Raw genomic sequence first — 24781 nt, forward strand, 5'->3', positions numbered from 1 at the left:
GCACACGGACGAACGTCGAACTGCCCCGGCGTCGAGATCGCGACCAGCTGCGGCCACCGAAATCCGGTGCACGTTCCCCGCCTTGTGGGACCGGTGCGCTGGCGAGCCAGCAGATCCGCGAACGAAAGCATCTACTCCGCAGGTACGGCTGACGCCCTGCGCGGTGCGAATGTGGCCAAGGGGGTCAGCGGGCGGCTGTGGCGGCAATCACGATTCCGCCGATCGTTGTCTTGGGGAGCAGCAGCGGGCCACGTCCGGCCAGCAAAGCGGCTGCCTCCGCGACACTCGCTGTGCCGAGCGCGTTCTCGGTGCGTGCGGACGGATTCGGCACTCGGACGTCGGCGAGTTCGGCGGAGCTGTAGGAGCGGACGGGCACGCCCAAGGCCGCGGCAGCGGCGTGGAGGCCGGGTTCGGCGGCGCGCCGGTCGACGGTCGCCAAGCAGACGATGACATCGTCGCCCAGGGCTTCTCGCAATGCAGCTCGGATGTCCGCCGCGTCGGTTCCCGGGCGCAAACCGACGCCGACGGCCAGGTCAGGTCGTGACACGGGCTCTGGCGTAGGCCCCTGCCGCCGCGACGAAACGGCGTACCGCCCCTGGGTTTCCGGCGGGATGAGTATGCAGGTAGGACGCGTGCACATTGCCGACGAGCGCGCCCTCGCGGACCCGTTCGCCTTCGCTGCCGTGCCAGCCCCACGCGGGCGTCGCCGAGGGTGGCGACCCCAGACGGGTCCGATGGAACTCGTGCCCGCGGACGCGTTCACCTGCCCGCCACAGCGGCGAGTCGCCGAGCGCCACGGCATCTCGGTAGCCGAGCGTCAGGCGCGGACCGAACTCGGCGTCGGCGTCGATCACCCCCGCCATCGGATGGCCGTCGAGTGAGCGGGCCAGATACAGCAGCCCGGCGCATTCCGCGTGCACCGGTAGCCCGCGCCGCGCGGCCTCGGCCACCGCCCGCAACAGCGGGACGTTCGCCGCCAACTCCGCCGCATGCTCCTCGGGGAAACCGCCGGGCAACACCAAACCATCTGTGGCAGAGGGCAATTCATCGTGCAGCGGATCGAATACCGCTACCCGCGCCCCCGCCGCCGTCAGCAATTCCCGATGCTCGGCGTACCCGAAGGTGAATGCCGCCCCACCCGCGACGGCAATCAGCGGTCCGTCCCGATCGGCGATTCGATCGGCCGCGACGAGAGCGCTCCCCCGATCGGGGGGTCTCTCGGCATGCCCCCGCGCCTCACCACCGCCGAACGCCGCCCCGGCGTGCACCCGCGTGTCACCACCGAAGGTCGCTTCAGTGGATGACCGGGCGTCGCCACCGAACTCGTGCACAGCGGCGGCGGGATCCCAGGTCGGTCCGGTGACCGACGATCGGGCCAGCGCCGCGATCGCGTGCAGGTCCACATGGGCGGCCACGAGATCCGTCATCGCCGCCACGGCCGCCGTCGCGGCGGCGCCGTGTTCCACGGCGGGAATGAGGCCGAGATGCCGGGAGGGAACCTCCAATTCGGCCATCCGCGGCAGCGATCCGAGCACAGGCAGCCCGACCCGATCGCAGGCCGCGCGCAAGACCTGGTCGTGTCGCGCACTGCCGACCCGGTTCAGGATCACCCCGCCGAGCCGGACGCCGCTGTCGAAGGTGGCGAACCCGTGCAGCAGCGCCGCCAAGCTCTGACTGTGCCCGCGAGCGTCCACCACCAGCACCACCGGCGCGCCCAGCAGGCTCGCGACCTGCGCCGTGGACCCCTCCGCCACCGGCCCCGAATGCCGCTCATCGATCCGCCCGTCGAACAAGCCCATCACGCCCTCGACCACCGCGAGATCGCACCCCCGCGCACCATGCCGATACAACGGCACAACACGTTCCGCCCCCACCAGCACCGGGTCCAGATTCCGCCCCGGCCGCCCCGCCGCCAACCCGTGATACCCCGGATCGATGTAATCCGGCCCCACCTTGAACGGCGCAACCCGATGCCCCACCCGCCGCAACGCCCCGATCAACCCGGTAGCAACCGTCGTCTTCCCATTCCCCGACGCCGGAGCCGCCACCACCACAGCCCTCACCCCCACCACCGCCCTTCGAGTGGCACACCACTGTGCGGGCGTCTCGCGATTCGCCGCAGGGATGTGCCACTCGCGGTCGGGAACCGAGTTACCATTCGATGCCTCGTTGGCCTTTGCGGCCTGTGTCCATGGGGTGTTTGAGTTTGGTCATCTCGGTGACGAGGTCGGCGGCGTCGAGGAGGGCGGTGGGGGCGTCGCGGCCGGTGATGACGACGTGTTGGTTGCCGGGGCGGTCGAGCAGGGTGTCGACCACGTCGGCGACGTCCACCCAGCCCCATTTCAGGGGGTAGGTGAATTCGTCGAGGACGTAGAAACGGTGCTGCTCGGCCTTCAGGCGCCGGGCGATCTCCTGCCAGCCGGCCAGCGCGGCAGCGGCGTGGTCCTCCTCGGTGCCCTGTTTGCGGGTCCAGGACCAGCCTTCGCCCATCTTGTGCCACTCGACCGGTCCGCCCGCGCCGGTCTGCTCGTGCAGCGCGCCGAGGGCGCGGAAAGCCGCCTCCTCGCCCACTTTCCATTTGGCGCTTTTCACGAATTGGAACACCGCCACGTCGAAGCCCTGGTTCCAGGCGCGCAGCGCCATGCCGAACGCGGCCGTCGACTTACCCTTGCCGGGCCCGGTGTGCACCGCGAGCACCGGCTGATTGCGCCGCTGCCGCGTGGTCAGGCCGTCGTCGGGAACTGTCTCCGGAACACCCTTGGGCATCGAAATCTCCTTGCTGTTCTCGGCTCACTCCGAAACCGGTTCCGGGGCACTGTCACGCTGCTCGAGCCGGGGCACCGCGCACGCTCCCGGAGCTCGCGCGCACGACGTCGGCCACCGAGTCTCCGGTCAGCTCGGCCAGTCTCAGATAGCCGCCGCGCAGATCGCGGGCCAGCTCGGCGGCGAGGCCGAGGCGGATCATGCCGCGTTCGCAGTCGACGACGACGGAGGTTACCGCGTCCTTCGCGAGCAAGGACGCGGCGGCGCGGGCGCGCGGAACGGGATCGGCGCCCCCGGTCGCGCGGCCGTCGGTGAGCAGCACCAGCATCGGCCTGCGGCGTGGGTCGCGCACACGCTCGCGCCGCACCACATCCCGCGCCTTCAGCAGACCCGCCGCGAGCGGAGTCTTCCCGCCCGTACGCATTCCGGACAACCGCCGCACCGCGATGTCGACCGACGAGGTCGGCGGCAACACGAGTTCGGCGTCCGCGCCGCGCACGGTGACGACGGCGACCTTGTCGCGGCGCTGGTAGGCGTCGCGCAGCAGCGTGACCACCGCGCCGGTGACGGCCGACAGCCGGTCCCGTGCGGCCATGGAGCCGGACGCGTCGACTACGAAGACGATCAGATTGCCTTCTCGCCCCTCGCGATACGCGCCGCGGAGGTCGTCGGCGGCCAACCGCAACGGGCCCCCGTCACGTCCGCGGGACCTTTGATGCGGCGCGGCGGCGAACACCGTGCCGAGCAGGTGCAGCATAGAGGAGGGCTCGATGCTGGAACGTACGACGCGCCCGTGCCGCGACTCCGCGCGCGACCGCCTACCCGGCGCACCCTCGCCGACCCCCGGCACCTCCCAGCGTGGCGGCCGGGCCGCCGCGGACACCGGTGCGCCACTGCGTCCTTCACCGGATCCGCCGCCCGGCCCGTCCGGTGGCGAAGGGTCCTCGGGGTCGCCGTCCGGTTCCGTGTCCCGCGGCCCCGATTCTTCGGTCCGCGTAGGCGATTGCTCCTCGCGCCGCGCCTCGTCCGCCGCGTCGCGCATGGCGTCGTCGAGCTGCTGCTCGCTGATGCCGGGCTCGTCGAACGGATCACGCCTGCGCCGGTGCGGCAGCGCCAGTTCCGCGGCAACGCGCACGTCGTCCTCGGTCACCGCGTCACCGCCGCGCCAGGCGGCATGCGCGGTCGCGGTCCGCGCGACGACCAGATCCGCGCGCATCCCGTCGACATCGAAGGCGGCGCACAGCGCGGCGATCCGGCGCAACTCCACATCGTCGAGCACCACCAGGCCGACCCGTTCCCTGGCGGCGAGGATCCGCTCGGCCACCGCGCGATCGGCCTCGGCGTACCGCGCCGCGAACCCGGCCGGATCGGCCTCGTAGTCCAGCCTGCGGCGCACCACCGCCATCCGCACGTCCACGTCACGGGAAGCGGCCACGTCCACGGTCAGCCCGAACCGGTCCAGCAGCTGCGGACGCAGCTCGCCTTCTTCCGGGTTCATCGTCCCGACCAGCACGAAACGCGCCGGATGCGAGTGCGACACGCCGTCGCGCTCGATGTGCACCCGGCCCATCGCCGCCGCGTCGAGCAACACGTCCACCAGATGGTCGTGCAGCAGGTTGACCTCGTCCACGTACAGCACGCCGTGGTGCGCGGCGGCCAGCAGGCCGGGACGGAACGCCTGCTCCCCGTCGCGGAGAACACGTTCCAAGTCGAGGGAACCGACCACGCGGTCCTCGGTCGCGCCCACCGGCAGCTCCACCAGCCGGGCGGGCCGCGCCCCGGTCTCGTCCACGACCGGCGGCAACAACTGGGCCAGCGCGCGCACCACGGTCGACTTGGCGGTGCCCTTCTCGCCGCGAACCAGCACGCCGCCGATACCGGGATGCACGGCGCACAAGATCAGCGCCAGTTGCAGCCGTTCCTGTCCGACGACCGCCGAGAAGGGAAACCCGGCCTCACCGTCCGAACCCGGACGCGTTCGGCTGTGCTGGTCGGACATCGGCGCGGTTTCGGTATGGGACACGGACACGCCCCAACTCTAGGCACGCGGCCTCGACCGACCGACAGGTGCCCTCGATCCGCAACCCGGCACGGCGGCCCCGCAAAAGCCGCAGCCGCGACCACGCCACTCACCCGATCACGAGAGAGCGAGCCACAGGGCCCCACTCACCGACTCGCGCGACCACTCGGCCCGACACCCGTTTTCGAGCGAAGCGAGACGGAGCATTGCCCGTTCGCGGCCCGGCTCGCATCCGCGCGGCCGACGCGTAAGCGACGAAGTCGCAAGCGGCGGTCGCTCGGATGCGAGCCATGCAAATCAGACAGAGCCTCTGCGCATCGGCACGTGCGCGATGCCGTCCTCGTCGAATTCCTCGCCGTCGACCTTGAAACCGTGCTTGCTGTACAGGTCGACCAGGTAGCTCTGCGCGGACAACCGCACCGTCGCCGAACCGACCTCGGCCAGCGCCGCCTGCAGCAGCCGCGTGGTGTAGCCGTGCCCGCGCGCGGCCGCCGCGGTACAGAGCCTGCCGATGCGGAAGCTCTTGACCCCGTCGTGGTGCTCCTCGCACAGGCGCAGCGTCGCGATCACCTCGCCCTCGTCATCGAGCCAGAGGTGCCTGGTCTCGGGCAGCAGGTCCTTCCCGTCCAGTTCCGGGTAGGCGCATTTCTGTTCGACGACGAAGACTTCGACGCGAAGTTTCAACAGCTGGTAGAGCGTCGCGGTATCCAGATCCTGCGCCCATGACCGTTTGAGAGCAACCGTTGACATCATCGCGCCTTGCTATCACAACCTAGGCGTTCGCCGCGACCCCCGCGTGCCTCGGCGTGTTGTCGCCACCGCCGACGAGGTTCAGCGCCTTGGAGGTCCAATCCCACACCTCGTGGAACAGCGCCGGGTTGTCCGAGAGCTTCACGCCCAGGGAGGGCACCATTTCCTTCAGCTTCGGCGTCCACTCGGCGTACTCCTGCGGGAAGCAGCGCTGCAAGACGTCGAGCATGGCGGTGACGCAGGTGGAGGCGCCCGGCGAAGCACCGAGCAGACCGGCGATGGTGCCGTCCTGCGCGGCGATCACGGCGGTGCCGAACTCGAGCACGCCGCCGACGCCCTTGCGCCGGATCACCTGCACGCGCTGGCCCGCGGTGATCAGCTCCCAGTCCCTGGCCTCGGCGCGCGGGATGAACTCCGACAGCGTGATCACCTTGCCCGCCTCGGACTTCAGCAGCTCGCTGACCAGGTACTTGGTCAGCCCCAGCTCGGTGACGCCGACGCCGAGCAGGGAGAAGATGTTGTTCGGCCGCACCGACTTGAACAGGTCGGTGTTCTTGCCGTCCTTGAGGAATTTCGGCGTCCAGCCCGCGTAGGGCCCGAACAGCAGGCCCGGCCTGCCCTTGATCACGCGAGTGTCCAAGTGCGGCACCGACATCGGCGGCGCGCCGACCGCGGCCTTACCGTAGACCTTGGCCTCGTGCCGGTGGATCAGCGCCGGGTTGACGCAGCGGAAGAACTGGCCGCTGACCGGGAATCCGCCGAATCCCTTGGCCTCCTTGATGCCGGCCTTCTGCAGCAGGGGCAGCGCGCCGCCGCCCGCGCCGACGAACACGAACTTGCTGATCAGCGTGCGGGTTTCGCGGGTGCGGACATTGCGCACCGTGACCAGCCAGGATCCGTCGGACCGCTTGGACAGGTCGCGCACCTCGTGGCCGAAGGCCAGGTCGGCGCCGCTGGCGCCGAGGTAGGCGAGCAATTCCTGGGTGAGCGCGCCGAAGTCGATGTCGGTGCCGCCGTCGGTCCAGTTCAGCGCGACCGGCTCGGAGAAGTCCCGGCCGCGCGCCATCAGCGGCAGCCGCCGGGCGAACTCGTCGGGGCTGTCGATGTACTCCATGCCCTCGAACAGCGGGTGCGGCGCCAGCGCCTCGTACCGCTTGCGCAGGTACGCCACGTTGTCGGCGCCGTGCACGAAGCTGACGTGCGGGATCGGGTTGATGAAGGCGGACGGATCGCCGAGGATGCCGTTCTCCACGCCGTAGGACCAGAACTGGCGCGAGACCTGGAAGCGCTCGTTGATGTCGACGGCCTTGGTGATGTCCACCGAACCGTCGGGGTTCTGCGGGCTGTAGTTCAGCTCACACAGAGCGGAGTGTCCGGTGCCCGCGTTGTTCCACGGGTCGCTGCTCTCCGCCGCGGCGGCGTCGAGCCGCTCGAACAGGGAGATCGACCAGTTCGGCTGCAGCTGCCGCAGCAGCGCGCCGAGCGTGGCGCTCATGATGCCGGCACCGATGAGCACTACATCGGTCTTTTCAGTCAGGGCAGCGTTCGGCACGGGTAGATCGACTTCCTTGTCCTTCTGCGCGGGCCCACCGGGCGGGTGGACCTGCCTGGGCACGGTGTGTGGTTGTCACTCGGGTCCGGCTCCGCCGTTCCCGAACATCATGGCGGGAGTTAGGTTACCCGCCGTTCACCTAGGCCCAATTGTGCACCTCACCACCCTCTCGGCACGCGACCAGCCTGCCGAATGTGCGGAATGCGACAGAGATCGTCGTCACTTCCGCGGTCAGAGACCGCGACGGTCTGTCGGCTCGTGGCGCCGTCCAATACATTGGTCGCGTGACGAACGAACAGTCGCTTGCCGAGCCGGTCAGCACCTCTCCGGATGGCGGGGGCTGGCGCCCCGACGTCCTAGGTCAGCACTACCAGCAGCGCACGCTCGCGCTGGGCCCCGATCCCGACGGCGAAGGCGACGTAGTCGCCACGCTGGTGCGCTACGTGCCGTCCGGCGCCGTCGAGCAGACCGCGGGCGCGGTGCTCTACGTCCACGGATTCACCGACTACTTCTTTCAGGAGCACCTCGCCGAGCACTTCGCCGAGCGCGGGTTCCAGTTCTACGCGCTCGATCTGCGCAAGTGCGGACGCTCGCTGCGGGACGGGCACACGCCGCACTATGTGACGGATCTCGCTTTCTACGATCGGGAACTGGACGAGTCGCTGCGGATCGTGCGGGCCGAGACCGGCGCGCCGGTGGTGATCACCGCGCACTCCACCGGCGGCTTGGTCGCGTCGCTGTGGCTGGACCGGCTCAACCGCGCCCGGGGGACCGCCGCGGCGGGGATCACCGGAGTGGTGCTCAACAGCCCGTGGTTCGACCTGCAAGGGCCCGCGTACTACCGGACGATCGGAACGCGGGTCATCAAGGCCGTGGGGCGGTTCCGGAAGATGGTCGAGCTGCCCGGGGGCAAGATCAGCACCTACGGCGACAGCCTGCACCGGTCGGTGTCCGGCGAGTGGGACTACAACCTGGACTGGAAGCCGCTGGAGGGTTTCCCGGTTCGGCTCGGCTGGTTGCGCGCGATCCGCAACGGTCACGCGCGGCTGCACGAGGGCCTCGACATCGGCGTGCCGTCGCTGATCCTGCGCTCCCGGGTGACCAAGTTCGCCCGGCAGTACGGTCCCGCGGTGGACGTGGCCGACGCGGTGCTCGACGTCAAGCAGATCCAGCGCTGGTCGGGCTGCCTGGGCGACCGCACCAACATGGTGCCGATCGACGGCGCCAAGCACGACGTGTTCCTGTCCGGCCCCCCTGCGCTGGCTCAGGCGTTCGCCGAGCTGGACAGCTGGCTGGACTGGCTGGCGGCTTACCAGGCCGCGCGCGAGGGATCACCAGAGGCTGGTGCGTAGCACGATCTCGGTGGCCAGTTCGTGGTCGGCTTCGGTGGCCACGTTGGTGACGTCGACCTCGATCACCCGGAACTCGCCGTAGACGAACCGCCCGGACCCGTCGGCCACCGAGCGCGGCAGGTTCTTGGTGACCAGCAGCGTGGTCGGCACCTCCACCGGCCCGGTGGTCGCGTCCAGCACCGCGCCGCCGGCCCCGGGAGCGGCCGGATGGCCGCAGTCGGCGACCACCAGGCTCTGGAACCGTCCGAAGCCGCGCGCGCACGCCTGCCAGGCCAGCACGGCGCCCGCGCCGCGTCCGGCGACGTTCACCCACGGCAGCCCTAGCTCGTCCAGGATCGCGGTCACACCGGCCGCGTTCAGGCCCTCGATCGACTCCACCACGTAGGTGCGCAGGTCCGAGGTGTGCAGGCGGGCGCATACCTGGTCGTAGACGTCCGCCGGATCACCCGCGTCGGGCAGCAGCAGCACACTGTGCCGGGACTGCGGCCCGTCGATCCGCACGGTCCACGCCTGGTCACCCACCGTGATCCGCCGAGATTCCATGCCGAATCACGCTACACGGATGACCGGGCCGCAGGGTGCGTGTTGGCGGCGGCATTCAGGCCAGCAGCCGCATTCCGGCCCGCTCACCTGCGTTGTGATCGAAGGTGACGGTCAGGTCACACCCCGCCTCCTGGCCGAGCTGCTGGATCAGCGCGTCGGCGAAGTCGGCGCCGTCGGCGGCCCGGCGCAGCGCCTGCCGCACGGTGTCGGCGCGCTCGACCACGATCTCGCTGGAGTCGAGCAGGCCGAGCAGCACGTCGGTGACGGCTTCGGGGTCCTGTTTGTAGCCGCGGCGCAGCACCCAGTGGATCTCGGCGAGCACGATCATCGTGACGTAGCCGGGCCTGCTCTCGCTGAGCCCGTCGATCACCTGATTGGCCCGCGCGGACTGTTCCGGGTCGTCCTGGGTGAGGTAGCGGATGAGCACGTTCGCGTCCAGGCCGATCATGACCGCTTGCCCTCCACCACGTTGCCCGCGATCGCCTCGTTCATCTCGGCGAGCCCGATCGGCGAGCCGGACCAGCCGACGATGCCCTTCAGCGACTTGATCGTGCGCGTCTCCGGCACCAGCTCGTAGGTGCCGGTCGGGGTTGGCACGAAGGCGACCCGCACACCGGCGCGCAACCCCATCGCGACGCGCACGTCGATCGGGATGGTGATCTGCCCCTTGCTGGTCACGGTCGCCGACACCACGCTTCCCCCTCGACTGCTGGGCTTCTTGTCCGTCGCCATATCCCTCACCCGACCGTGATCCTTTGCTGCGAGCGGCCCCGCCTTACCTGGGGCCGGATTCCTTACTGCAAGGTAAGGCGCGGGGTCAGCGGCGTCAACCGATACGGTCACCAGCGAGAACAGCGCCGGTGGACAAGATCGGCAGGTCGGCGGGCGCGCCCTCGGCGAGGAGGCGCTCGATCGCCACGACGTCGAGATGGTCCTCGACCAGCCCGGCCACCAGATCGAGCTGCGCGGCCCGCACGGCGGCAACCGAAACATCCTCGGCCACAACGAAACCCGTTCGCCCAGCAGCCGCGGCCACCGTGCGCAGCCAGCCGCGCCGCAATGCGTCCGACTCCAGCAGCCCGTGCAGATGGGTGCCCCACACCGCCCCGCGCACGCTGCCCTCCGGCTCGCCGTCGACCGTGAGCCACGGCGCGTCACCGCGGCGCGTCACGCGACCGTGGTGGATCTCGTAGCCACGAACGGGGATTCCCGCGGCATGTCCAACGCTTCGGCGCAAGACCTTCGGCTCGGCGAATTCGATGGTGAGATCGAGCAACCCGAGCCCGTCGACCTCGCCCTCGCCGGACTCCACCCGATCGAGGATGCGGGCGCCGAGCATCTGGTACCCGCCGCAGATCCCCAGGATCGGACCGCCCGCGGCGGCGCGTGCGCGCAACGCGTCGGCGATGCCGGTGCGCCGCAACCACTCCAGGTCCGACACCGTCGCCTTGCTGCCCGGCACGATCACCAGGTCCGCGCCCGCGAGCCGGGAAGGTTCGCTCACCCAGCGCACCGCGACGCCCGGTTCGCAGGCGAGCGCCTCGATGTCGGTGGAGTTGGAGATGCGCGGCAGCCGGATCGCGGCGACGGTCAGCCATTCCGTGCCCAGCGGCGGTCGCGGACGGCCCACCGGCGCGTCGGCGAGGGTGCCGAGCGAGTCCTCGGCGTCGATCCAGAGATCCTCGGCGTACGGGAGCACGCCGAGCGTGGGGCGACCGGTGAGCTCGGTCAGCCGGTCCAGACCCGGCCGCAGCAGCTCCCGCGTGCCGCGGAACTTGTTGACGACGAAGCCCGAGATCAACTGCTGGTCTTCGGGCTCCAGGATCGCGAGGGTGCCGAACAGGTGGGCCAGCACGCCGCCGCGGTCGATGTCGCCGACGAGCAGCACCGGTAGCCGTGCGGCGCGCGCGAGGCCCATGTTCGCCAGATCCGTCGCGCGCAGGTTGATCTCGGCGGGCGATCCGGCGCCCTCGCAGATCACCACGTCGAATTCGGCGCGCAGCGCGGCGAGTTCGGCGGCCACGACGGCGCGCAGATCCCGCCGATGCCGGAAGTAGTCCTCGGCCCCGACCGTGCCGATGGCCCTACCCCGCACCACGAGCTGCGAACGCCGGTCGCTGCCGGGCTTGAGCAGGACCGGATTGAATCGGACGCTCGGCTCCAGCCCGCATGCCTGCGCCTGCAACGCCTGCGCCCGGCCGATCTCCCCGCCGTCGAGCGTGACGACGGAATTGTTGGACATGTTCTGTGCCTTGAACGGCGCGACACGCACGCCACGCCGGGCCAGCATCCGGCAGATCCCGGCCACCACGACGCTCTTGCCCGCGTCGGAGGTCGTGCCCGCGACCAGCAGCGCGCCCTTCATCGCGGCGCACCGGGCGCGCTCGCCGCCCGAGTCAGGCCGCGGGTCACGGCAGGGTCAGGATCTCGGCCCCCGACTCGGTCACGACCAGGGTGTGCTCGAACTGCGCGGTCCACTTGCGGTCCTTGGTGACGACCGTCCAGCCGTCGTCCCAGATCTCGTAATCGATGCCGCCGAGGTTGATCATCGGCTCGATGGTGAACGTCATGCCCGGTTCGATGACGGTCTCCACCGCGGGCTGGTCGTAGTGCAGCACGACCAAGCCGCTGTGGAAGGTGGGGCCGACGCCGTGGCCGGTGAAGTCGCGCACCACGCCGTAGCCGAAGCGGTTGGCGTAGGACTCGATGACCCGCCCGATCACGTTGAGCGCGCGGCCGGGCCGGACGGCCTTGATGGCCCGCATGGTGGCCTCCTCGGTCCGCTCGACGAGCAGGCGCACCTCCTCGTCCACGTCACCGGCCAGGAAGGTCTTGTTGGTGTCGCCGTGCACGCCGTGGATGTAGGCCGTGACATCGATGTTGACGATGTCGCCGTCCTCGATCACGGTGGAGTCCGGGATCCCGTGGCAGATCACCTCGTTCAGCGAGGTGCAGCAGGATTTCGGAAATCCCTTGTAGCCCAGGGTCGACGGATACGCCCCGTGGTCGCACAGGTACTCGTGCGCGATGCGGTCCAGTTCGTCGGTGGTGACGCCCGGCGCGACCGCCTTGCCCGCCTCTTGGAGGGCCTGCGCCGCGATCTGGCCCGCGATCCGCATCTTCTCGATCGTCTCCGCGGTCTGCACCCAGGGCTCGCGCCCCTCGTTGGCGGTCTTCTTCCACGCGTACTCCGGGCGCTCGATGGCGCGCGGGACTTCACGGGTGGGCGACAGCGTGCCGGGGACAAGCGGCTTGCGGGTGCGGACAGACATAGCGAACAGCGTAATCGGCCGGTCGGACCGACGCCGAAGGCGAGCCGGAATAGTTTCGGACCACGGTCCGTTTAGAGTGCTGGTTGACATCGAAACTATTCGAAAAGAGGCTCGAACCGTGGAACTGGGACTGACGACGTTCGCGGAGCTCTATCCCGTCGGCGACCGGCCCGCACCGACCGCGGCCCAGCGGCTGCGCGAAGTGGTCGAGGAGGCCGTCGCCACCGAGCGGGCCGGACTCGACGTCTACGGCGTCGGTGAGCACCACCGCAAGGACTTCGCCGCCTCCTCCCCCGCGGTCGTGCTCGCGGCGATCGCCGCACGCACCGAGCGGATCCGGCTCACCAGCGCGGTCAGCGTGTTGAGCTCGGACGATCCGGTCCGGGTGTACCAGGACTTCGCGACGCTGGACGGCCTGTCCGCCGGCCGCGCCGAGCTGATGGCCGGGCGCGGCTCGTTCACCGAATCGTTCCCCCTGTTCGGCTACGACCTGGCCGACTACGACGAACTGTTCGAGGAGAAGCTGGCGCTGCTGCTGCGTATTCGCCAGGACGAGCCGGTCACCTGGAGCGGCAAATTCCGTCCGCCGCTGCGCGACACCGTCGTCTACCCGCGCACCGACCATCGGCCGCTGCCGGTCTGGATCGCGGTGGGCGGCAGCCCGGAATCGGTGATCCGTGCCGGTCTGCTCGGCCTTCCGCTGGCCATCGCGATCATCGGCGGACAGCCCGCCCGGTTCAAGCCGCTGGTAGAGCTCTACCACCGCGCTCTGGAACAGGGTGGCCACCCGAAACAGGCGGTCGCGGTGCATGCCCACGGGTATGTGGCGGACACCGACGAGCAAGCGGTTGCCGACTTCTACGAGCCCTACGCGCTGGCGATGAGCACCATCGGGCGCGAGCGCGGATGGGGTCCCATGACTCGTGCCCAGTTCGACGCCTTGCGCGCACCGGGAGGTTCGCTGTTCGTCGGTACGTCCGACTACGTCGCCGAGAAGGTCGCCGCGGTCGGCGAAACGCTCGGATTGGACCGCTTCATGCTGCACACCAGCGTCGGCACACTGCCGCACGAAAAGGTGTTGCACACCATCGAACTGCTCGGCGCGAAGGTTGCCCCGCGCCTTGCCGCCATCGCGGAGTGATTGCCTCGCAACGGGAGTGGCGGGCGTGCCGCGCCAGTCGACTACGCGGCACGCCGGGCACGGCGCCCCGTTGCGCCCGCCGTCACTGTGCCGGTGATCTGATCACTGCTCGGGCAGACGTCGGCGGCCACCGGCCACGTCGGTTACCAGATCAGTGTACCCGTCGACCAGTTCGGCCAGCTGGTACCAATGTTTATGGGTATTGCCGCTGCCCGCGCCTTCTGCATCGATGACCTGATTCGCGTCCACCCAGCTGCGCGCCATCCGGTCCACCACCGCACCGAGGCTTTCGGTGTGCAGCGAGGCTCCGTTGCGGTGCTGCGGCATCTCCTGCGTCACCCAGTCGTTGATATCGTCGACGAGTTCCGCGCGCCGACAGTCGATTTCGGCGATGAGGGCGATGTCCTTCAGCTGGGCGCGACGCTGATGTAGCTCGGCGAGCGCGTGTGCGGACCGTAGCAGTTCCCGATCTTGGAAACGGCGTCCCTGGAAGGCACACAATAATTGCGGCGCGGTCGGTAATGCGCCGACCGTCGGCGCGCTCACCGCCCTACTCCGAGTTCACCCGACACCAACGCTCTTTGTACCAACATGATTGGCTCTCGATTCGGTTATCCCGGTCATCGGATCGGTTGTCACAACAAGGATAGCTGGATCATGCACGTACAGATGCACGAACGCAAGATTGCGTCCGCCCTTCTGCGGTCAAGGCCTCCTGATCACGTCGGATGCCCAGAGCCCATCGAGCGCAATCGATTTCGGCGCCCACGGACGGCATCTCACAGCCGGGCCAACGCGGCCAGCAACGTGAGCGCGGGCAGCGTGCCCTGTATTACGGCACCTCTGGCGAACCGGCGGTCGTGGGCCACCAGAACGACCGCGGCGGCCAGCATCGACCCGCATCCCGCCAATACCAATGCCCAGCCCGCCTCCGGGACCGACCGCACGAGCGCCACGCCCACCAGCGTCGCCACCGCGAGGAACAGGTTGTAGAAGCCTTGGTTGAACGCCCACGGCCGCGCCGCGGGCATATCGCCCTCGGACATCTGAAAGATCCCCTTGTACACCTTGGGATCGGTGAACCGCACAGACTCCATGACGAAGATGCCGATGTGGAGCAGGGCGGCCGCGACCGCCAGCGCCTGGACAACCCAGAGCATGTGACCTCCTTACGAAGTGAACGGCCGGAGGACGTCGGCGGCGATCGCGGATCATTGGCGAGCCGACGCGGACGGCTTGGGCGACTCCGGTATGCCGACGCGCATCCTATGACCCGGCCCGCGTCGGCCTCCGCAACGCACCGTCGACACGCCGCCGCTCAGGTCACCCGACAGCTCGAACGCACGACGCACGTTGCCCGTCCGGATACAGCTCGGGCGCTTCCTGGTCGAGGCCGAGCGCATCGAGCGCCTGGTCGACGCCCGCGGCGTCCATCGCGGCCGAGGTGAGCGTCAGCGGGGATGTCGCCGGTCGGGATCGCGTCGCCGGTCCACCGCCGGAGCGAGGTGAACAATATCGTCGATCGCCTCCCGGTTATAGCGATCGCAATAACCGAACCGGAAGGTTCGCCAGGCATAAACTGGGTATCTATCGCAGGACCGTAGACACCCGAGGCAGAGCAGGGCAATGGCTGGTTCGGACCCGTTCGCCACACAGCGCGATCGGCCTTCAGGTATCGAGCAGGAACTGGAGGGCGCGGGTCTCGACGACCCTCAGGTGATCGGCAAAGGCGGTTTCGGCGTGGTCTACCGCTGCCGCCAGCGTGCGCTGAATCGCAGCGTCGCGGTGAAGGTCCTCACCGGGCGGCCGGATCTGGAGCCGGAGAATGTCGAGCGGTTCCTGCGCGAGCAGCAGGCGATGGGCGCGCTGTCGGGGCACCCGAACATCGTGCCGATCCTGCACGTAGGAACGACCGACAGCGGACGCCCCTATCTGGTGATGCCGTATCACTCGCAGGGTTCCTTGGCCAACCGCATCCGCCGGGAGAATTTCCTGCCCTGGCAAGAGGCCATCGGGATCATCATCAAGCTATCCGGGGCCCTGGAGACCGCGCATCGCGCGGGGATTCTGCATCGCGACATCAAACCGGACAACGTCCTGCTCACCGACTACGGCGAGCCGCAGCTCACCGACTTCGGGATCGCCCGTATCGAAGGCGGTTTCGAGACCGCGGCCGGAGTGGTCACCGGCTCCCCGGCGTTCACCGCGCCCGAGGTCCTGCGCTCGGGTGTGCCGTCGGTGGCCTCCGACGTCTATGGACTCGGCGCGACGCTGTTCGCCATGATCACCGGTCACGCGGCATACGAACGCCGCTCCGGCGAGCAGATCGTCGCCCAGTTCCTGCGCATCGCCTCCGATCCGCTCCCGGACCTGCGCCCCGACGGCATTCCCGACGACGTGTGCGCCGCCATCGAGACCAGCATGTCGCACGATCCGGCGAACCGTCCGCGCTCCGCCGCCGCGTTCGGCGAATTGCTGCGCGATATCCAGCGCGCCAACGGACTGCCGGTCCAGAACATGACGCTGCCGACCGTCGACCATGCGATCTCGATACAGGAAGACCTCAGCACCCGGCCCATGGCCGCCACGGCGCGACACCCCTCTGCCCACCCCAAGACGCCGCCCACACCGGAGACGAAGTTCCGCCCGGCGATGTCCTCCCGTCCGCTGGTCCGCCGCGATCGCCTGATGGACGCGTTGCAAACCGAGCCTCGACCGCGGCTTGCCGTCATCCACGCCCCGGCCGGGTTCGGCAAGAGCACGCTGGCCGCCCAGTGGGCCAAGCGGATGGCCGAAACCGATGGTGTGAAGGTGGCGTGGTTGAACGCCGACCGGGACGACAACAACGTCGTCTGGTTCCTCACCCACCTGATCGAGGCGTTCAACCGGGCGAGCCCGGAGCTGGCGCCCCAGCTGGCGCGGATACTCGAAGAGGGTGACGACAGCGCCGCTCGCTATGTGCTCACCACGCTGATCGACAGCATCCACAAACGCGGCGATCGGTTCGCGCTCGTCATCGACGACTGGGATCGGGTCACCGACCCGGCCGCCGTCGACGCCTTGCATTTCCTGGTCGAGCAGGGCTCTGCGCACCTGCAGATCATCCTGACCAGCCGATCGGTCGAGAGCTTGCCGCTCGGCACCATGCGGGTTCGCCATGAGATCGTCGAAATCGATGCCGCCGCATTGCGTTTCGACGCCGAGGAGGCGCGCGCGTTCTTTGCCGAGCAGAGCGGTGTCGCACTGGCCGACAAGGAGAGCGCCGAGCTGCGCGACTGCACCGAAGGCTGGGCGGCCGGATTGCAGCTGGCGTCGCTGTCGCTGCGCGAGCACCCCGACCCAGCGACGCTGATCGCTCACCTGTCCGGGCGCCATCACACCATCGGCGAATACCTGGCCGAGAACGTGCTCGACACCGTCGAGCCGGATCTGCTCGACGTCCTGCTGAAAACCTCGCTGCCCGAACGCGTCTGCGGCAGCCTGGTCACCGCGCTGACCGGCCGGCCGCACGGTCAGGCCGTGCTGGAGAACCTCGAACGCCGCAATCTGTTCCTGCGCCGGATCGACGAAGACGGTGAATGGTTCCGCTACCACCATCTGTTCCTGGAGTTCCTGCGGCAGCGACTTGAACGCGACCATCCCGAGCAGGTGCCCGAACTGCACCGTGCGACCGCCGCCTGGTTCGCCGAGCACGAAATGCTCAGCGAAGCCATCGATCACGCGCTGGCCTGCGGCGACGAGAAGAATGCCGTCGACTTCCTGGAGGCGAAGGGCCGCGCCCTGGTGCAGGACGGTCAGCTCGCGACGTTCCTTGGCCTGGTCGCCAAACTTCCCCCGGCGGAAGCCTGCGCACGCCCGCGACTGCAGATCGGTGTCGCGTGGACGAATGCCCTGCTGCGCCGGACCACCGACCTGCATGCCGCGTTGCGGCTGATCCGGGCGTCACTGGAGAAGGCTCCGGAGCCCGATCCCGATGTCGCGGTGGAGGCCGACCTCATCGAATGCGTGGAGCACGTGTTCGCCGACCGGCCCGAAGGCGTGGACGCCGTGGTCGCCGCGTGCCTGAACCGAGCCGACACGCTGGGGCCGTGGGCGCTCGGAGCGGCCGCGAACCTCGCCGCGTTCTCCGCCAGCTGCCGATTCGACTACGACCGAGCGCGCGAATGGCACGACTGGGCCGCCCCCTACTACCGGGAGACCCGCAACACCTTCAGCCTGATGTACAGCAACAGCCTGGTCGGCATCGCGGCGCGGGAACAGCTCGATATCGCCGCGGCCGAACGCAGCTTCCGCACCGCCCTGCACATCGCCACCACCTCCGCGGGCCCGCAGTCCTACGCCGCACGGTTGGCCGGCGCTCTGCTCGGCGACTTGCTCTACGAACGCGACCAGCTCGCCGCCGCGGAACGACTGCTGGACGAGGCGGGGCGGCTCGGCACCGAAGGCGGGCCGGTCGAATTCATGATGGCCGCCTACGCTACGGGCGCGCGGATCAAGGCTCTGCGAGGCGACCTCGCGGCCGCCGCGCGCCGCCTGGACGAAGGCGCCGAGGCCGCGCGCGCCCTGAAGCTGCCGCGGCTGGCCACCCGGATCGCCAACGAGCAGGTCCGGCTCGGACTCACCGCGACTTACGTCACCGAACCGCCGGTCGGTGAGGACGGCATCTCGGCGATGGCCGCGGAAATGCGCGAGGATTCCGCGATCCGGATGCTGCTGCGGTCCGGAGCCGCGAAACGGGCGGCCGCCGCGGTCGCGCGCGCCCAGCAGTTGCGCGATGGGATCGACACCGCGCGACGCCCACGGGCCGCGGCGCAGGCACAGTTGCTGCTGGCCTCCTGCCTCGCGGCGGCCGGGAGGACCGACGCCGCGAAGGACGCCCTGGTGCCGGTGGTGGCCAAGCACGCCGACGTGGGTCTCATCCGGCCGCTGCTCGACGAAGGCACGTGGATCACGTCTCTGTTGCACACCCTGAATTACGATTTGCGCGAAGGCCTTTGGAAAGACGAATGGCCGATCGTCCCCCCAGCTTTTCTGCGCAGGTTGCTGGAACGCTGAATACCTTGTGGCAGGCGGGCTTCCCCCGAATGCCTTACAGCACAGGTTGCGGTCCGCGAGAGCTATCCGTGTCGAGGATGTGCAGCACCCACCGGCCCTTGCCGTCGGCTTTGGCGCGGTAGAGGCCGGTGTCGGCGGCGTCGAGCAGCGATTCCGCGTCCGCGCCCGCGACCGCGGTGACGACCGCGCCGATGCTGATGGACATGCGCAGCCGCCGGTCGCCCGCGATGATCGGATCGACCAGCGCTTCGAGCAGGCTGTTCGCCACGGCGGCCACCCGGTGGTCGCTGGCGGGCGGCGGGATCAGCGCGACGAACTCGTCACCGCCGATGCGGGCGATCAGGCAACCCGAGCCGCGCACGCTGTCCTGCAAACGCGCGGCGACGGCGGTGAGGATCTGGTCGCCCGTTCCGTGGCCGTAGCGGTCGTTGACGTGTTTGAAGCGATCGATGTCGACGAAACACAACCCGGCGCGGTCGCCGTTGCCGGCGCTCGCGATCATCTCGTCGATCCGTTCGATGAGATGCCGCCGGTTCGGCAGCCCGGTGAGCGGGTCGTGGCGAGCCTGCCGGTGCAGCTCTTCGCGCATCCGGTGCTGCTCGGTCACGTCTTCGCCGACGGCGAGCAGATAGTCGCTCTGCCCATCCACGCCCTTGACGAAGGTGATGGCGAACGACGCCCACCCGTAGCTGTCGTCGGCGCGACGAATCCGCTGCTCCAGTTTCACGGTGCCGCGCCCGGCCGGGACCAGCTGCTCGTAGACCAGCGTCCGGATGCCGTCGCGGTCATTGGGGTGCGCGAAGTCGTAGACCGATACCCCGCGCAGGGTTTCCACCGGGACTCCGATCATGTCGGCCAGGCCGCGGTTGGCGTCCAGCAGCGTCCCGTCGGTGTCGCCGATGGCGATGGCGATGGCGGCGTTGTCGAAGACGACGCGGAATCGCTCGTCGGCCGCTCGGGTCGCGTCACCCAGCGTATCCGGGTGCCCCGGGTCGTGCGGGCGCAGCCGCGCTTCGTACCCTTGCCCGACCGCGGCGAGCAGCGCCGCGAGCCGCCTGCTGCCGTTCGGCTGCCCGGCGCGTTCGGCCAATTCGAACAACACCTCGGCGGACACACTGGGTACGGAGGGGGCGATCACCCCCGCGGAGGCCAGCTCGGCGCCCACGCGGGCGCCAACGGCGGCGTCGAAGGGTTCGGCTTCGAGGCCGGAGACCAGCTCTTCGACCAGGCCGAGAAGGAGGACCTCGGGGGCGGGCACGGACTCACCGGTGACGGCCCGCAATGCCCGCCACCACGAGTTCGCCAGCCTGGCGAGTTCGATCTGTTCCACGCAACCCCCTCACCATTCAGGCCGGAGATAGCCCCCGACGCATCGTATCCACATATGTTCGATACCGTCGAGTACTCCCGCTGCGAACGTATTCCCACGGCTGGTGAGGATGCGCGGTACTAACCCGTGCCGTTCTCCCGGAATATCGAGGCGCCTTTATAGCGCAACGTCGTGATCTGCCAGGCCCACGTCGCCTGGACACAGGCGATCAGATCGGCGATATGGGTCGAGACGGTTGCCGCAAGAGCGGCATCTTCCGCTCCCAGGAGATCGCATCGTTCGGCGGTGGCCGCACCGACCCGCCGGAATTCGGTGAGCCGCGCCCGAACGATCTCGGTAGCGCCGTGCACGGCGTCCTCCAATGACGATCCGGGATGGTTCAGCAGGACCGCCGGGATCAGGTTGAAGTCCGCGAGATCGACGATGCACTCCTTTTCGAAAGAGAACACGTCGTTCATCAATGCCCCGATCTCGACGGTCAGCACCCGCAACCGGCGCAGGTCCGTGGCGAGGCCCGCACGCTCGATCCGGTCCCAGGGCAGATAGTCGTCGCGCCCGAACTCGCACAGGGCGATGGCCGGATACATGCCCGATACCCGGGCACGCAGGTCGATGTACTCCGCGACGCCGAGCAGTCCACCGCGGGTACGGGCGTTCTGGTCCTGGATCGCGGGACGCAGGTGGTCGATGGTGGCGTCGACGAACCGATCCAGCCATGCCGGGTCGGCGAGAGCGGACAGCATGGCGAGGAAAGCCGCCGTCGAGGCTTCCAGCGGGGTCGGATCGTCCGGCGCCGAGCGCGTGCGCAACAGCGAGCACAACCGATCGACCGCGACGCGGGCACGTTGCTGCTCACCTTCGTCCAGGTGTCCGAACTTCTCCCGGCCCACGGTGTCGTTGAGCCAGAAGAGGATCGCGTTGTAGAGACCGATGATCGTCATCCGCTCGGCGCTGATGGCGCCGGGGTGCAGATAGGGCGTCATGCTGTTGTAGTGCTTGCCGCCGGGTTCGAGCCAGATCTCATGGGCACGGCAGAATCGCTCGACCTCCGCACAGGCCTGCGCCCCGAACCGGTTCGGCCGGAAGTCGCGGCAGTAGTCGACTATGTCCCAGTCGGGCGTGCTGAACATCGCGCGCAACGACCACTGCCGCCCGTCCCGCAGCAACTCTTCGTGCTGCTCGCGCATGTTCACGATGTCCCGCTCGAGCGCCGATGTGTACTCACTGACCACAACGACTCCGTCCCACAATGGTTACTTCGCCTAAATTCTCTCGACTTACCATCAGTGGGACTGGTCGAATGACCAAAATCGCCGGCTACTCCCTCGCCATGACATCGCCGTGCATGGTCAGCAGCAGATGATCGAAGCGGGCTCGTTGCGAGGCGGGGCCGCCACCCATGGCGGGAATCTCGGTGACCAACCGCTGCGCCAGCGTGCGCAGCTTCACGTTGGTTTCCTGGGAACGCCATTGCAGCACCCGGAAGGCCTGTTCGGCATTGATGCCGTAGACCACCATGAGCACGCCTTTGGCCTGTTCGATCACCGCCCGTGATTCGACGAGCTCGGGCAGGGTGTCGTCGATGACCTCCTGGCGGTTCTCCTCGAGGATGTCGGACACGTCGATGAAATAGCCGCTCGTGCCGATCACCAGGCCCTGGTCGTCGAGCATGCGGTCGGCGACGACGAGCACGTGATGGATCCGCCCGGAGGTATCGACGACGCGGTGGCGCCCGCAGAACGGCTCCCCGGTCCGCATGGCGACGTCGATGGACCGGGCGACCAGCGCGCGGTCGTCGGGGTGCTTGTGCGCCAGAAACAGTTCGGTGCTAGGTTGCGCACCCCCGGCGGCATAGCCGTAGAGAGCCGCGACTCCCTCCGACCATTCCCATCGCTGACCCTCGAACCAGAAACGGAAGCTACCCACGCTCTGCGGCCTGCCCGCGACGACGCTCTCGACCGCGGAGGCGCTTGTCAGCGCGAGGTCATCCATCCTCGTCACGCGGGTCATTATCCAACCGTCCCGCCCGCACATCAGCGCGGAACGCGATCCGAAATCGAACTGTAGCAAACTTTCGGCATACATCACGCGTGCGAGTAGTTCCCCCTGAATCGAGGACTTTCGGCACCCTGGGATACTTTTGGCAATCTGTTCGCAACAGGCACGTCCCACGTCATCCGATACTGTCCGCGCCACCGGGACACACGCGAGAACCAGCTGACCGACGCGGATCACCCGCCAGCCGCCACTCCCCTCACGGCAGCGCCGGACAGCGTCCCCGGCGATGCGCTCCCCCGCTCCTGACTCCGCGAACCGAGCGGCGGCCGATACCCTCGCTCCGCGCCGCCGAATGGTCGCCCTCCCCGTGGTGGGAAGAACGGCGCCGATCATCCTGCGAGTATCTGTACCGCGGTGCGCCCTACCCTCGGGCTTGGTTTGTCCCCAGGCTTCCCCGCAATCGTTCGCGTCCCCGAAAACACTGACCATAATGCGGATCACTGGAGGTAGTCTCTGTTGCTGTGCCCCGGCTTTCGTCGCAGATCCGCTGCGTGAGGGCCGTATTCACGGGGAACGCCGTAGCGCGTTCCGGCAAGTGCGCAAGACCGAAAGGGTTGTTCTGATGGCAGGCAAGCGCACCGTACTGACCGTCCGGTTGCGACGTCTGGCGGCGATGCTGCACGAGATGCGGGAAAACGCCCAGCTCAGCAAGGAGGAGGTCAGCGCGAAGACCGGGATCAACGTCACCACGCTGTACCGGATCGAGACCGCGCAGGCCCGCCCGCAGCGCCGCACCCTCATGGCGATGCTCGACCTCTACAAGATCGGCGACGATCAGCGCGAAGACGCCCTGGAACTGCTATCGGACGCGTTGAAGCCGGGCATGTCGCGCGCCTACGAGGGCAGCGTGTCGGAGGTGTACGCCGCCTACATCAACTTCGAGTCCGAGGCGCTGTCCGCCCGGCACTTCGAAACCTCCATCATCCCAGGCCTTCTGCAGACCTACGAGTACGCGACGGCGGTGATCGACACCTCGATGCCGAAGCTGGAGGCGTCGGTGATGGAGAGCAGGGCGAAGGCCAGGATGGACCGCGCCGCCAACCTGTCCAAGGAGGACCCGCTCGAGCTGTGGGTGGTGATGGACGAGGCCGCGATCCGGCGCACGGTCGGCGGCCCCTCGGTGATGCGCGGCCAGCTCGAGCGGCTGCTGCAGGAGACCAAGCGTAAGAACGTGATCCTGCAGATCCTGCCGTTCGAAGCGGGCGCGCATCCGGGCATGGCGGGCCCGTTCACCCTCTTGGATTTCCCCGACCCCGCCGACCCCGAACTGGTCTATGTCGAGGGCATCGCGGGTGACGAGCTCATCGAGGGTCACAACGAGATCCGACGCTTCGGCGTCATCTTCGACCAGCTGCGGGCCATGGCGTTGAGCCCGCGCGACTCCGCGGCCATGATCGTGGAGGCCGCCCGCCGGATGGACTGAGCGCCCCCGGCAGCCCGCCGTCTTCGCCGCTGGGTAATCAGCCCGGCTGACGACTATTTCCCCGCGGAGTGGGTACCCTCGCCGTTACTGCCGAGGGGAGGACGCATGTCCGACGTCACCGTGAATCCGCCAGCCCACTCCGAGCCCGAACTCAAACGGGTGATGGGACCGGCGTTGCTGCTGCTGTTCGTCGTCGGCGACATTCTCGGCACCGGCATCTACGCGCTCACCGGCAAGGTGGCCAACGAGGTGGGCGGCGCGGTCTGGGTGCCGTTCCTCGTCGCGTTCCTGGTCGCGCTCATCACCGGTTTCAGCTATCTGGAGCTGGTCACCAAGTACCCGCACGCCGCGGGCGCCGCGCTGTACACGCACAAGGCTTTCGGGATCCATTTCCTCACCTTCATGGTCGCCTTCGCGGTGATGAGCTCCGGGATCACCTCCGCCTCCACCGCCTCGCGGGCCTTCGCGGCCAACTTCGCCGAAGCCTTCGACCTGGAGATCGGCGACGGCATCGCGGTGACGGCGATCGCGCTGGTGTTCATGGCGGTGGTGGCGGCGGTCAACCTGCGTGGGGTGAGCGAGGGCGTGAAGCTCAACGTGCTGCTCACCTGCGTGGAGCTGACCGGCCTGCTGATCGTCATCGCGATCGGCTGCTGGGCGCTGGGCTTCGGCGACGGCGATTTCTCGCGCATCGTGGAATTCGACACCGGTGAGCGCACCGCGGTGGGCGGCGTCATCGTGGCCACCACGCTCGCGTTCTTCGCCATGGTCGGGTTCGAGGACTCGGTGAACATGGCCGAGGAGTGCAAGGAACCGAGCAGGATCTTCCCGAAGGTTCTGCTCGCCGGACTGATGATCACCGGCCTGATCTACGTGCTGGTGTCCATCAGCGCGATCGCGCTCGTCCCCGCCGACGAACTCGGCCAGGGCGATACGCCGCTGCTGAAGGTGGTCGAGGTCGGCGCGCCCGGCTTCCCGACGCACATCTTCGCCTACATCACCATGTTCGCGGTCGCCAACTCGGCGCTGATCAACATGCTGATGGCCAGCCGCCTGATCTACGGCATGGCCAGGCAGAACGTGCTGCCGCGACCGTTCGGCCAGGTGGGCGAGCGACGCCGCACCCCGTACAACGCGATCATCTTCACCACGCTGCTCGCGCTGGGCCTCATCCTGTTCGTCGGCGAGGTGCCCGAGCTCGGCGGCACCACGGCCTTGCTGCTGCTGGGGGTGTTCACCGTGGTGAACGTGGCCGTGCTGGTGCTGCGGCGAGACAAAGTGGCACACAAGCACTTCCACACGCCGACGCCGATGCCGATCCTGGGCGCGCTGAGTTGCGGCTTCCTCGTCACACCGTTCACCGACCGCAATCCGGCGCAATACGCCATCGCGGGCGTGCTGCTGGCCATCGGCGTCGCGCTGTGGGGCCTGAACTACCTGGCCATCCGCGCCATGCGGGCGCAACCGCTGGCCAGCGAGCCGCCCGCGCAGTGACCAATCGCTTACTCCGGCAGGGCATTAC

At 68.7% G+C, this 24781-nt stretch carries 21 protein-coding genes; 5 read left to right on the plus strand and 16 right to left on the minus strand.

Translation table 11 applies throughout. From position 1 onward, the window contains the following. Positions 1-184 precede the first annotated feature (184 nt). The 6 genes from ON34_RS17415 to mqo form a co-directional block, all read right to left on the minus strand. Positions 185-547, minus strand: coding sequence for a cobalamin biosynthesis protein (locus ON34_RS17415; protein ID WP_040780551.1), 363 nt, complete (start codon positions 545-547; stop codon positions 185-187). Then, a complete protein-coding gene (locus tag ON34_RS17420; protein WP_373291936.1) occupies positions 534-2069 on the minus strand; it encodes a cobyrinic acid a,c-diamide synthase CobB in 1536 nt (511 codons plus the stop codon). Before ON34_RS17420 ends, ON34_RS17415 begins: the two co-directional genes overlap by 14 nt. 82 nt (positions 2070-2151) lie before the next feature. Continuing rightward, a complete protein-coding gene (gene cobO / locus ON34_RS17425) occupies positions 2152-2766 on the minus strand; it encodes a cob(I)yrinic acid a,c-diamide adenosyltransferase (protein ID WP_040780553.1) in 615 nt (204 codons plus the stop codon). Between the two features lie 52 nt (positions 2767-2818). Continuing rightward, the gene (locus ON34_RS17430) at positions 2819-4762 is read right to left on the minus strand and encodes a magnesium chelatase subunit D family protein (protein WP_040780603.1); all 1944 of its coding nucleotides are present in this window, start codon (positions 4760-4762) and stop codon (positions 2819-2821) included. A gap of 318 nt (positions 4763-5080) precedes the next feature. Continuing rightward, positions 5081-5536, minus strand: coding sequence for a GNAT family N-acetyltransferase (locus ON34_RS17435; protein ID WP_040780554.1), 456 nt, complete (start codon positions 5534-5536; stop codon positions 5081-5083). 19 nt (positions 5537-5555) lie between these two features. Next, positions 5556-7085: a malate dehydrogenase (quinone) gene (gene mqo / locus ON34_RS17440; RefSeq protein ID WP_040780555.1), complete on the minus strand. Its 1530-nt coding sequence runs from the start codon at positions 7083-7085 to the stop codon at positions 5556-5558. A gap of 284 nt (positions 7086-7369) precedes the next feature. Between mqo and ON34_RS17445 the strand changes: the two genes are divergently transcribed. After that, the gene (locus ON34_RS17445) at positions 7370-8437 is read left to right on the plus strand and encodes an alpha/beta hydrolase (RefSeq protein ID WP_040780604.1); all 1068 of its coding nucleotides are present in this window, start codon (positions 7370-7372) and stop codon (positions 8435-8437) included. Here the strand turns inward: ON34_RS17445 and ON34_RS17450 are convergent. The 5 genes from ON34_RS17450 to map form a co-directional block, all read right to left on the minus strand. After that, on the minus strand, positions 8417-8980 hold the full coding sequence (locus ON34_RS17450; RefSeq protein ID WP_040780557.1) for an alpha/beta hydrolase: 564 nt from the start codon (positions 8978-8980) through the stop codon (positions 8417-8419). The genes ON34_RS17445 and ON34_RS17450 overlap by 21 nt on opposite strands. Before the next feature lie 55 nt (positions 8981-9035). Further along, a complete protein-coding gene (locus ON34_RS17455; RefSeq protein WP_040780558.1) occupies positions 9036-9428 on the minus strand; it encodes a type II toxin-antitoxin system VapC family toxin in 393 nt (130 codons plus the stop codon). Next, positions 9425-9712, minus strand: a complete 288-nt coding sequence (locus ON34_RS17460; RefSeq protein ID WP_245548082.1) for an AbrB/MazE/SpoVT family DNA-binding domain-containing protein — start codon at positions 9710-9712, stop codon at positions 9425-9427. The genes ON34_RS17455 and ON34_RS17460 overlap by 4 nt, the downstream gene beginning before the upstream one ends. Before the next feature lie 94 nt (positions 9713-9806). Further along, the gene (locus ON34_RS17465) at positions 9807-11345 is read right to left on the minus strand and encodes a cobyric acid synthase (RefSeq protein ID WP_040780561.1); all 1539 of its coding nucleotides are present in this window, start codon (positions 11343-11345) and stop codon (positions 9807-9809) included. Between the two features lie 43 nt (positions 11346-11388). After that, entirely contained in the window at positions 11389-12252 is an 864-nt protein-coding gene (gene map / locus ON34_RS17470) for a type I methionyl aminopeptidase (RefSeq protein ID WP_040780563.1), read from the minus strand. Between the two features lie 118 nt (positions 12253-12370). Between map and ON34_RS17475 the strand changes: the two genes are divergently transcribed. After that, positions 12371-13393 (plus strand): LLM class flavin-dependent oxidoreductase, encoded by a 1023-nt coding sequence (locus ON34_RS17475; protein WP_040780565.1) that lies wholly within the window; start codon positions 12371-12373, stop codon positions 13391-13393. Positions 13394-13495: 102 nt separating this feature from the next. Here the strand turns inward: ON34_RS17475 and ON34_RS17480 are convergent, their stop codons facing one another. Further along, positions 13496-13855 (minus strand): DUF4254 domain-containing protein, encoded by a 360-nt coding sequence (locus ON34_RS17480; RefSeq protein WP_040780605.1) that lies wholly within the window; start codon positions 13853-13855, stop codon positions 13496-13498. A gap of 317 nt (positions 13856-14172) precedes the next feature. Further along, positions 14173-14553 carry a DUF1304 domain-containing protein gene (locus tag ON34_RS17485; protein ID WP_040780566.1) on the minus strand — a complete coding sequence of 127 codons (381 nt, stop codon included), beginning with the start codon at positions 14551-14553 and terminating at the stop codon, positions 14173-14175. 466 nt (positions 14554-15019) lie between these two features. On the opposite strand from ON34_RS17485, the gene ON34_RS17490 reads away from it, so the two are divergent. Further along, positions 15020-18448, plus strand: coding sequence for a serine/threonine-protein kinase (locus tag ON34_RS17490; RefSeq protein ID WP_040780568.1), 3429 nt, complete (start codon positions 15020-15022; stop codon positions 18446-18448). Positions 18449-18482: 34 nt separating this feature from the next. Here ON34_RS17490 and ON34_RS17495 read toward each other — a convergent pair whose 3' ends face one another. The 3 genes from ON34_RS17495 to ON34_RS17505 form a co-directional block, all read right to left on the minus strand. Next, positions 18483-19778 (minus strand): GGDEF domain-containing protein, encoded by a 1296-nt coding sequence (locus ON34_RS17495; RefSeq protein ID WP_051022793.1) that lies wholly within the window; start codon positions 19776-19778, stop codon positions 18483-18485. A 119-nt stretch (positions 19779-19897) separates the two neighbouring features. Further along, the gene (locus tag ON34_RS17500; protein ID WP_245548080.1) at positions 19898-21010 is read right to left on the minus strand and encodes a terpene synthase family protein; all 1113 of its coding nucleotides are present in this window, start codon (positions 21008-21010) and stop codon (positions 19898-19900) included. Positions 21011-21095: 85 nt separating this feature from the next. Continuing rightward, the gene (locus ON34_RS17505; RefSeq protein ID WP_040780606.1) at positions 21096-21770 is read right to left on the minus strand and encodes a PAS and ANTAR domain-containing protein; all 675 of its coding nucleotides are present in this window, start codon (positions 21768-21770) and stop codon (positions 21096-21098) included. Positions 21771-22398: 628 nt separating this feature from the next. Here ON34_RS17505 and ON34_RS17510 point away from each other — a divergent pair. Both ON34_RS17510 and ON34_RS17515 read left to right on the plus strand, forming a co-directional pair. Further along, a complete protein-coding gene (locus ON34_RS17510) occupies positions 22399-23259 on the plus strand; it encodes a helix-turn-helix domain-containing protein (protein ID WP_040780571.1) in 861 nt (286 codons plus the stop codon). Positions 23260-23364: 105 nt separating this feature from the next. Next, positions 23365-24753 (plus strand): APC family permease, encoded by a 1389-nt coding sequence (locus ON34_RS17515; RefSeq protein WP_040780573.1) that lies wholly within the window; start codon positions 23365-23367, stop codon positions 24751-24753. Positions 24754-24781 lie beyond the last annotated feature (28 nt).

Source organism: Nocardia pneumoniae NBRC 100136 (assembly GCF_000308755.1).
In the GTDB taxonomy this organism is placed as follows: Bacteria; Actinomycetota; Actinomycetes; order Mycobacteriales; family Mycobacteriaceae; genus Nocardia; species Nocardia pneumoniae.

Excerpts from the sequence above, each read along its gene's own strand:
- cobO (WP_040780553.1), bottom strand. The coding sequence starts at position 2,766 with ATGCCCAAGGGTGTTCCGGAGACAGTTCCCGACGACGGCCTGACCACG.
- ON34_RS17430 (WP_040780603.1), bottom strand. The coding sequence starts at position 4,762 with ATGTCCGACCAGCACAGCCGAACGCGTCCGGGTTCGGACGGTGAGGCC.
- ON34_RS17435 (WP_040780554.1), bottom strand. The coding sequence starts at position 5,536 with ATGATGTCAACGGTTGCTCTCAAACGGTCATGGGCGCAGGATCTGGAT.
- ON34_RS17450 (WP_040780557.1), bottom strand. The coding sequence starts at position 8,980 with ATGGAATCTCGGCGGATCACGGTGGGTGACCAGGCGTGGACCGTGCGG.
- ON34_RS17455 (WP_040780558.1), bottom strand. The coding sequence starts at position 9,428 with ATGATCGGCCTGGACGCGAACGTGCTCATCCGCTACCTCACCCAGGAC.
- ON34_RS17460 (WP_245548082.1), bottom strand. The coding sequence starts at position 9,712 with ATGGCGACGGACAAGAAGCCCAGCAGTCGAGGGGGAAGCGTGGTGTCG.
- ON34_RS17465 (WP_040780561.1), bottom strand. The coding sequence starts at position 11,345 with ATGAAGGGCGCGCTGCTGGTCGCGGGCACGACCTCCGACGCGGGCAAG.
- map (WP_040780563.1), bottom strand. The coding sequence starts at position 12,252 with ATGTCTGTCCGCACCCGCAAGCCGCTTGTCCCCGGCACGCTGTCGCCC.
- ON34_RS17485 (WP_040780566.1), bottom strand. The coding sequence starts at position 14,553 with ATGCTCTGGGTTGTCCAGGCGCTGGCGGTCGCGGCCGCCCTGCTCCAC.
- ON34_RS17490 (WP_040780568.1), top strand. The coding sequence starts at position 15,020 with ATGGCTGGTTCGGACCCGTTCGCCACACAGCGCGATCGGCCTTCAGGT.
- ON34_RS17505 (WP_040780606.1), bottom strand. The coding sequence starts at position 21,770 with ATGGATGACCTCGCGCTGACAAGCGCCTCCGCGGTCGAGAGCGTCGTC.
- ON34_RS17510 (WP_040780571.1), top strand. The coding sequence starts at position 22,399 with ATGGCAGGCAAGCGCACCGTACTGACCGTCCGGTTGCGACGTCTGGCG.
- ON34_RS17515 (WP_040780573.1), top strand. The coding sequence starts at position 23,365 with ATGTCCGACGTCACCGTGAATCCGCCAGCCCACTCCGAGCCCGAACTC.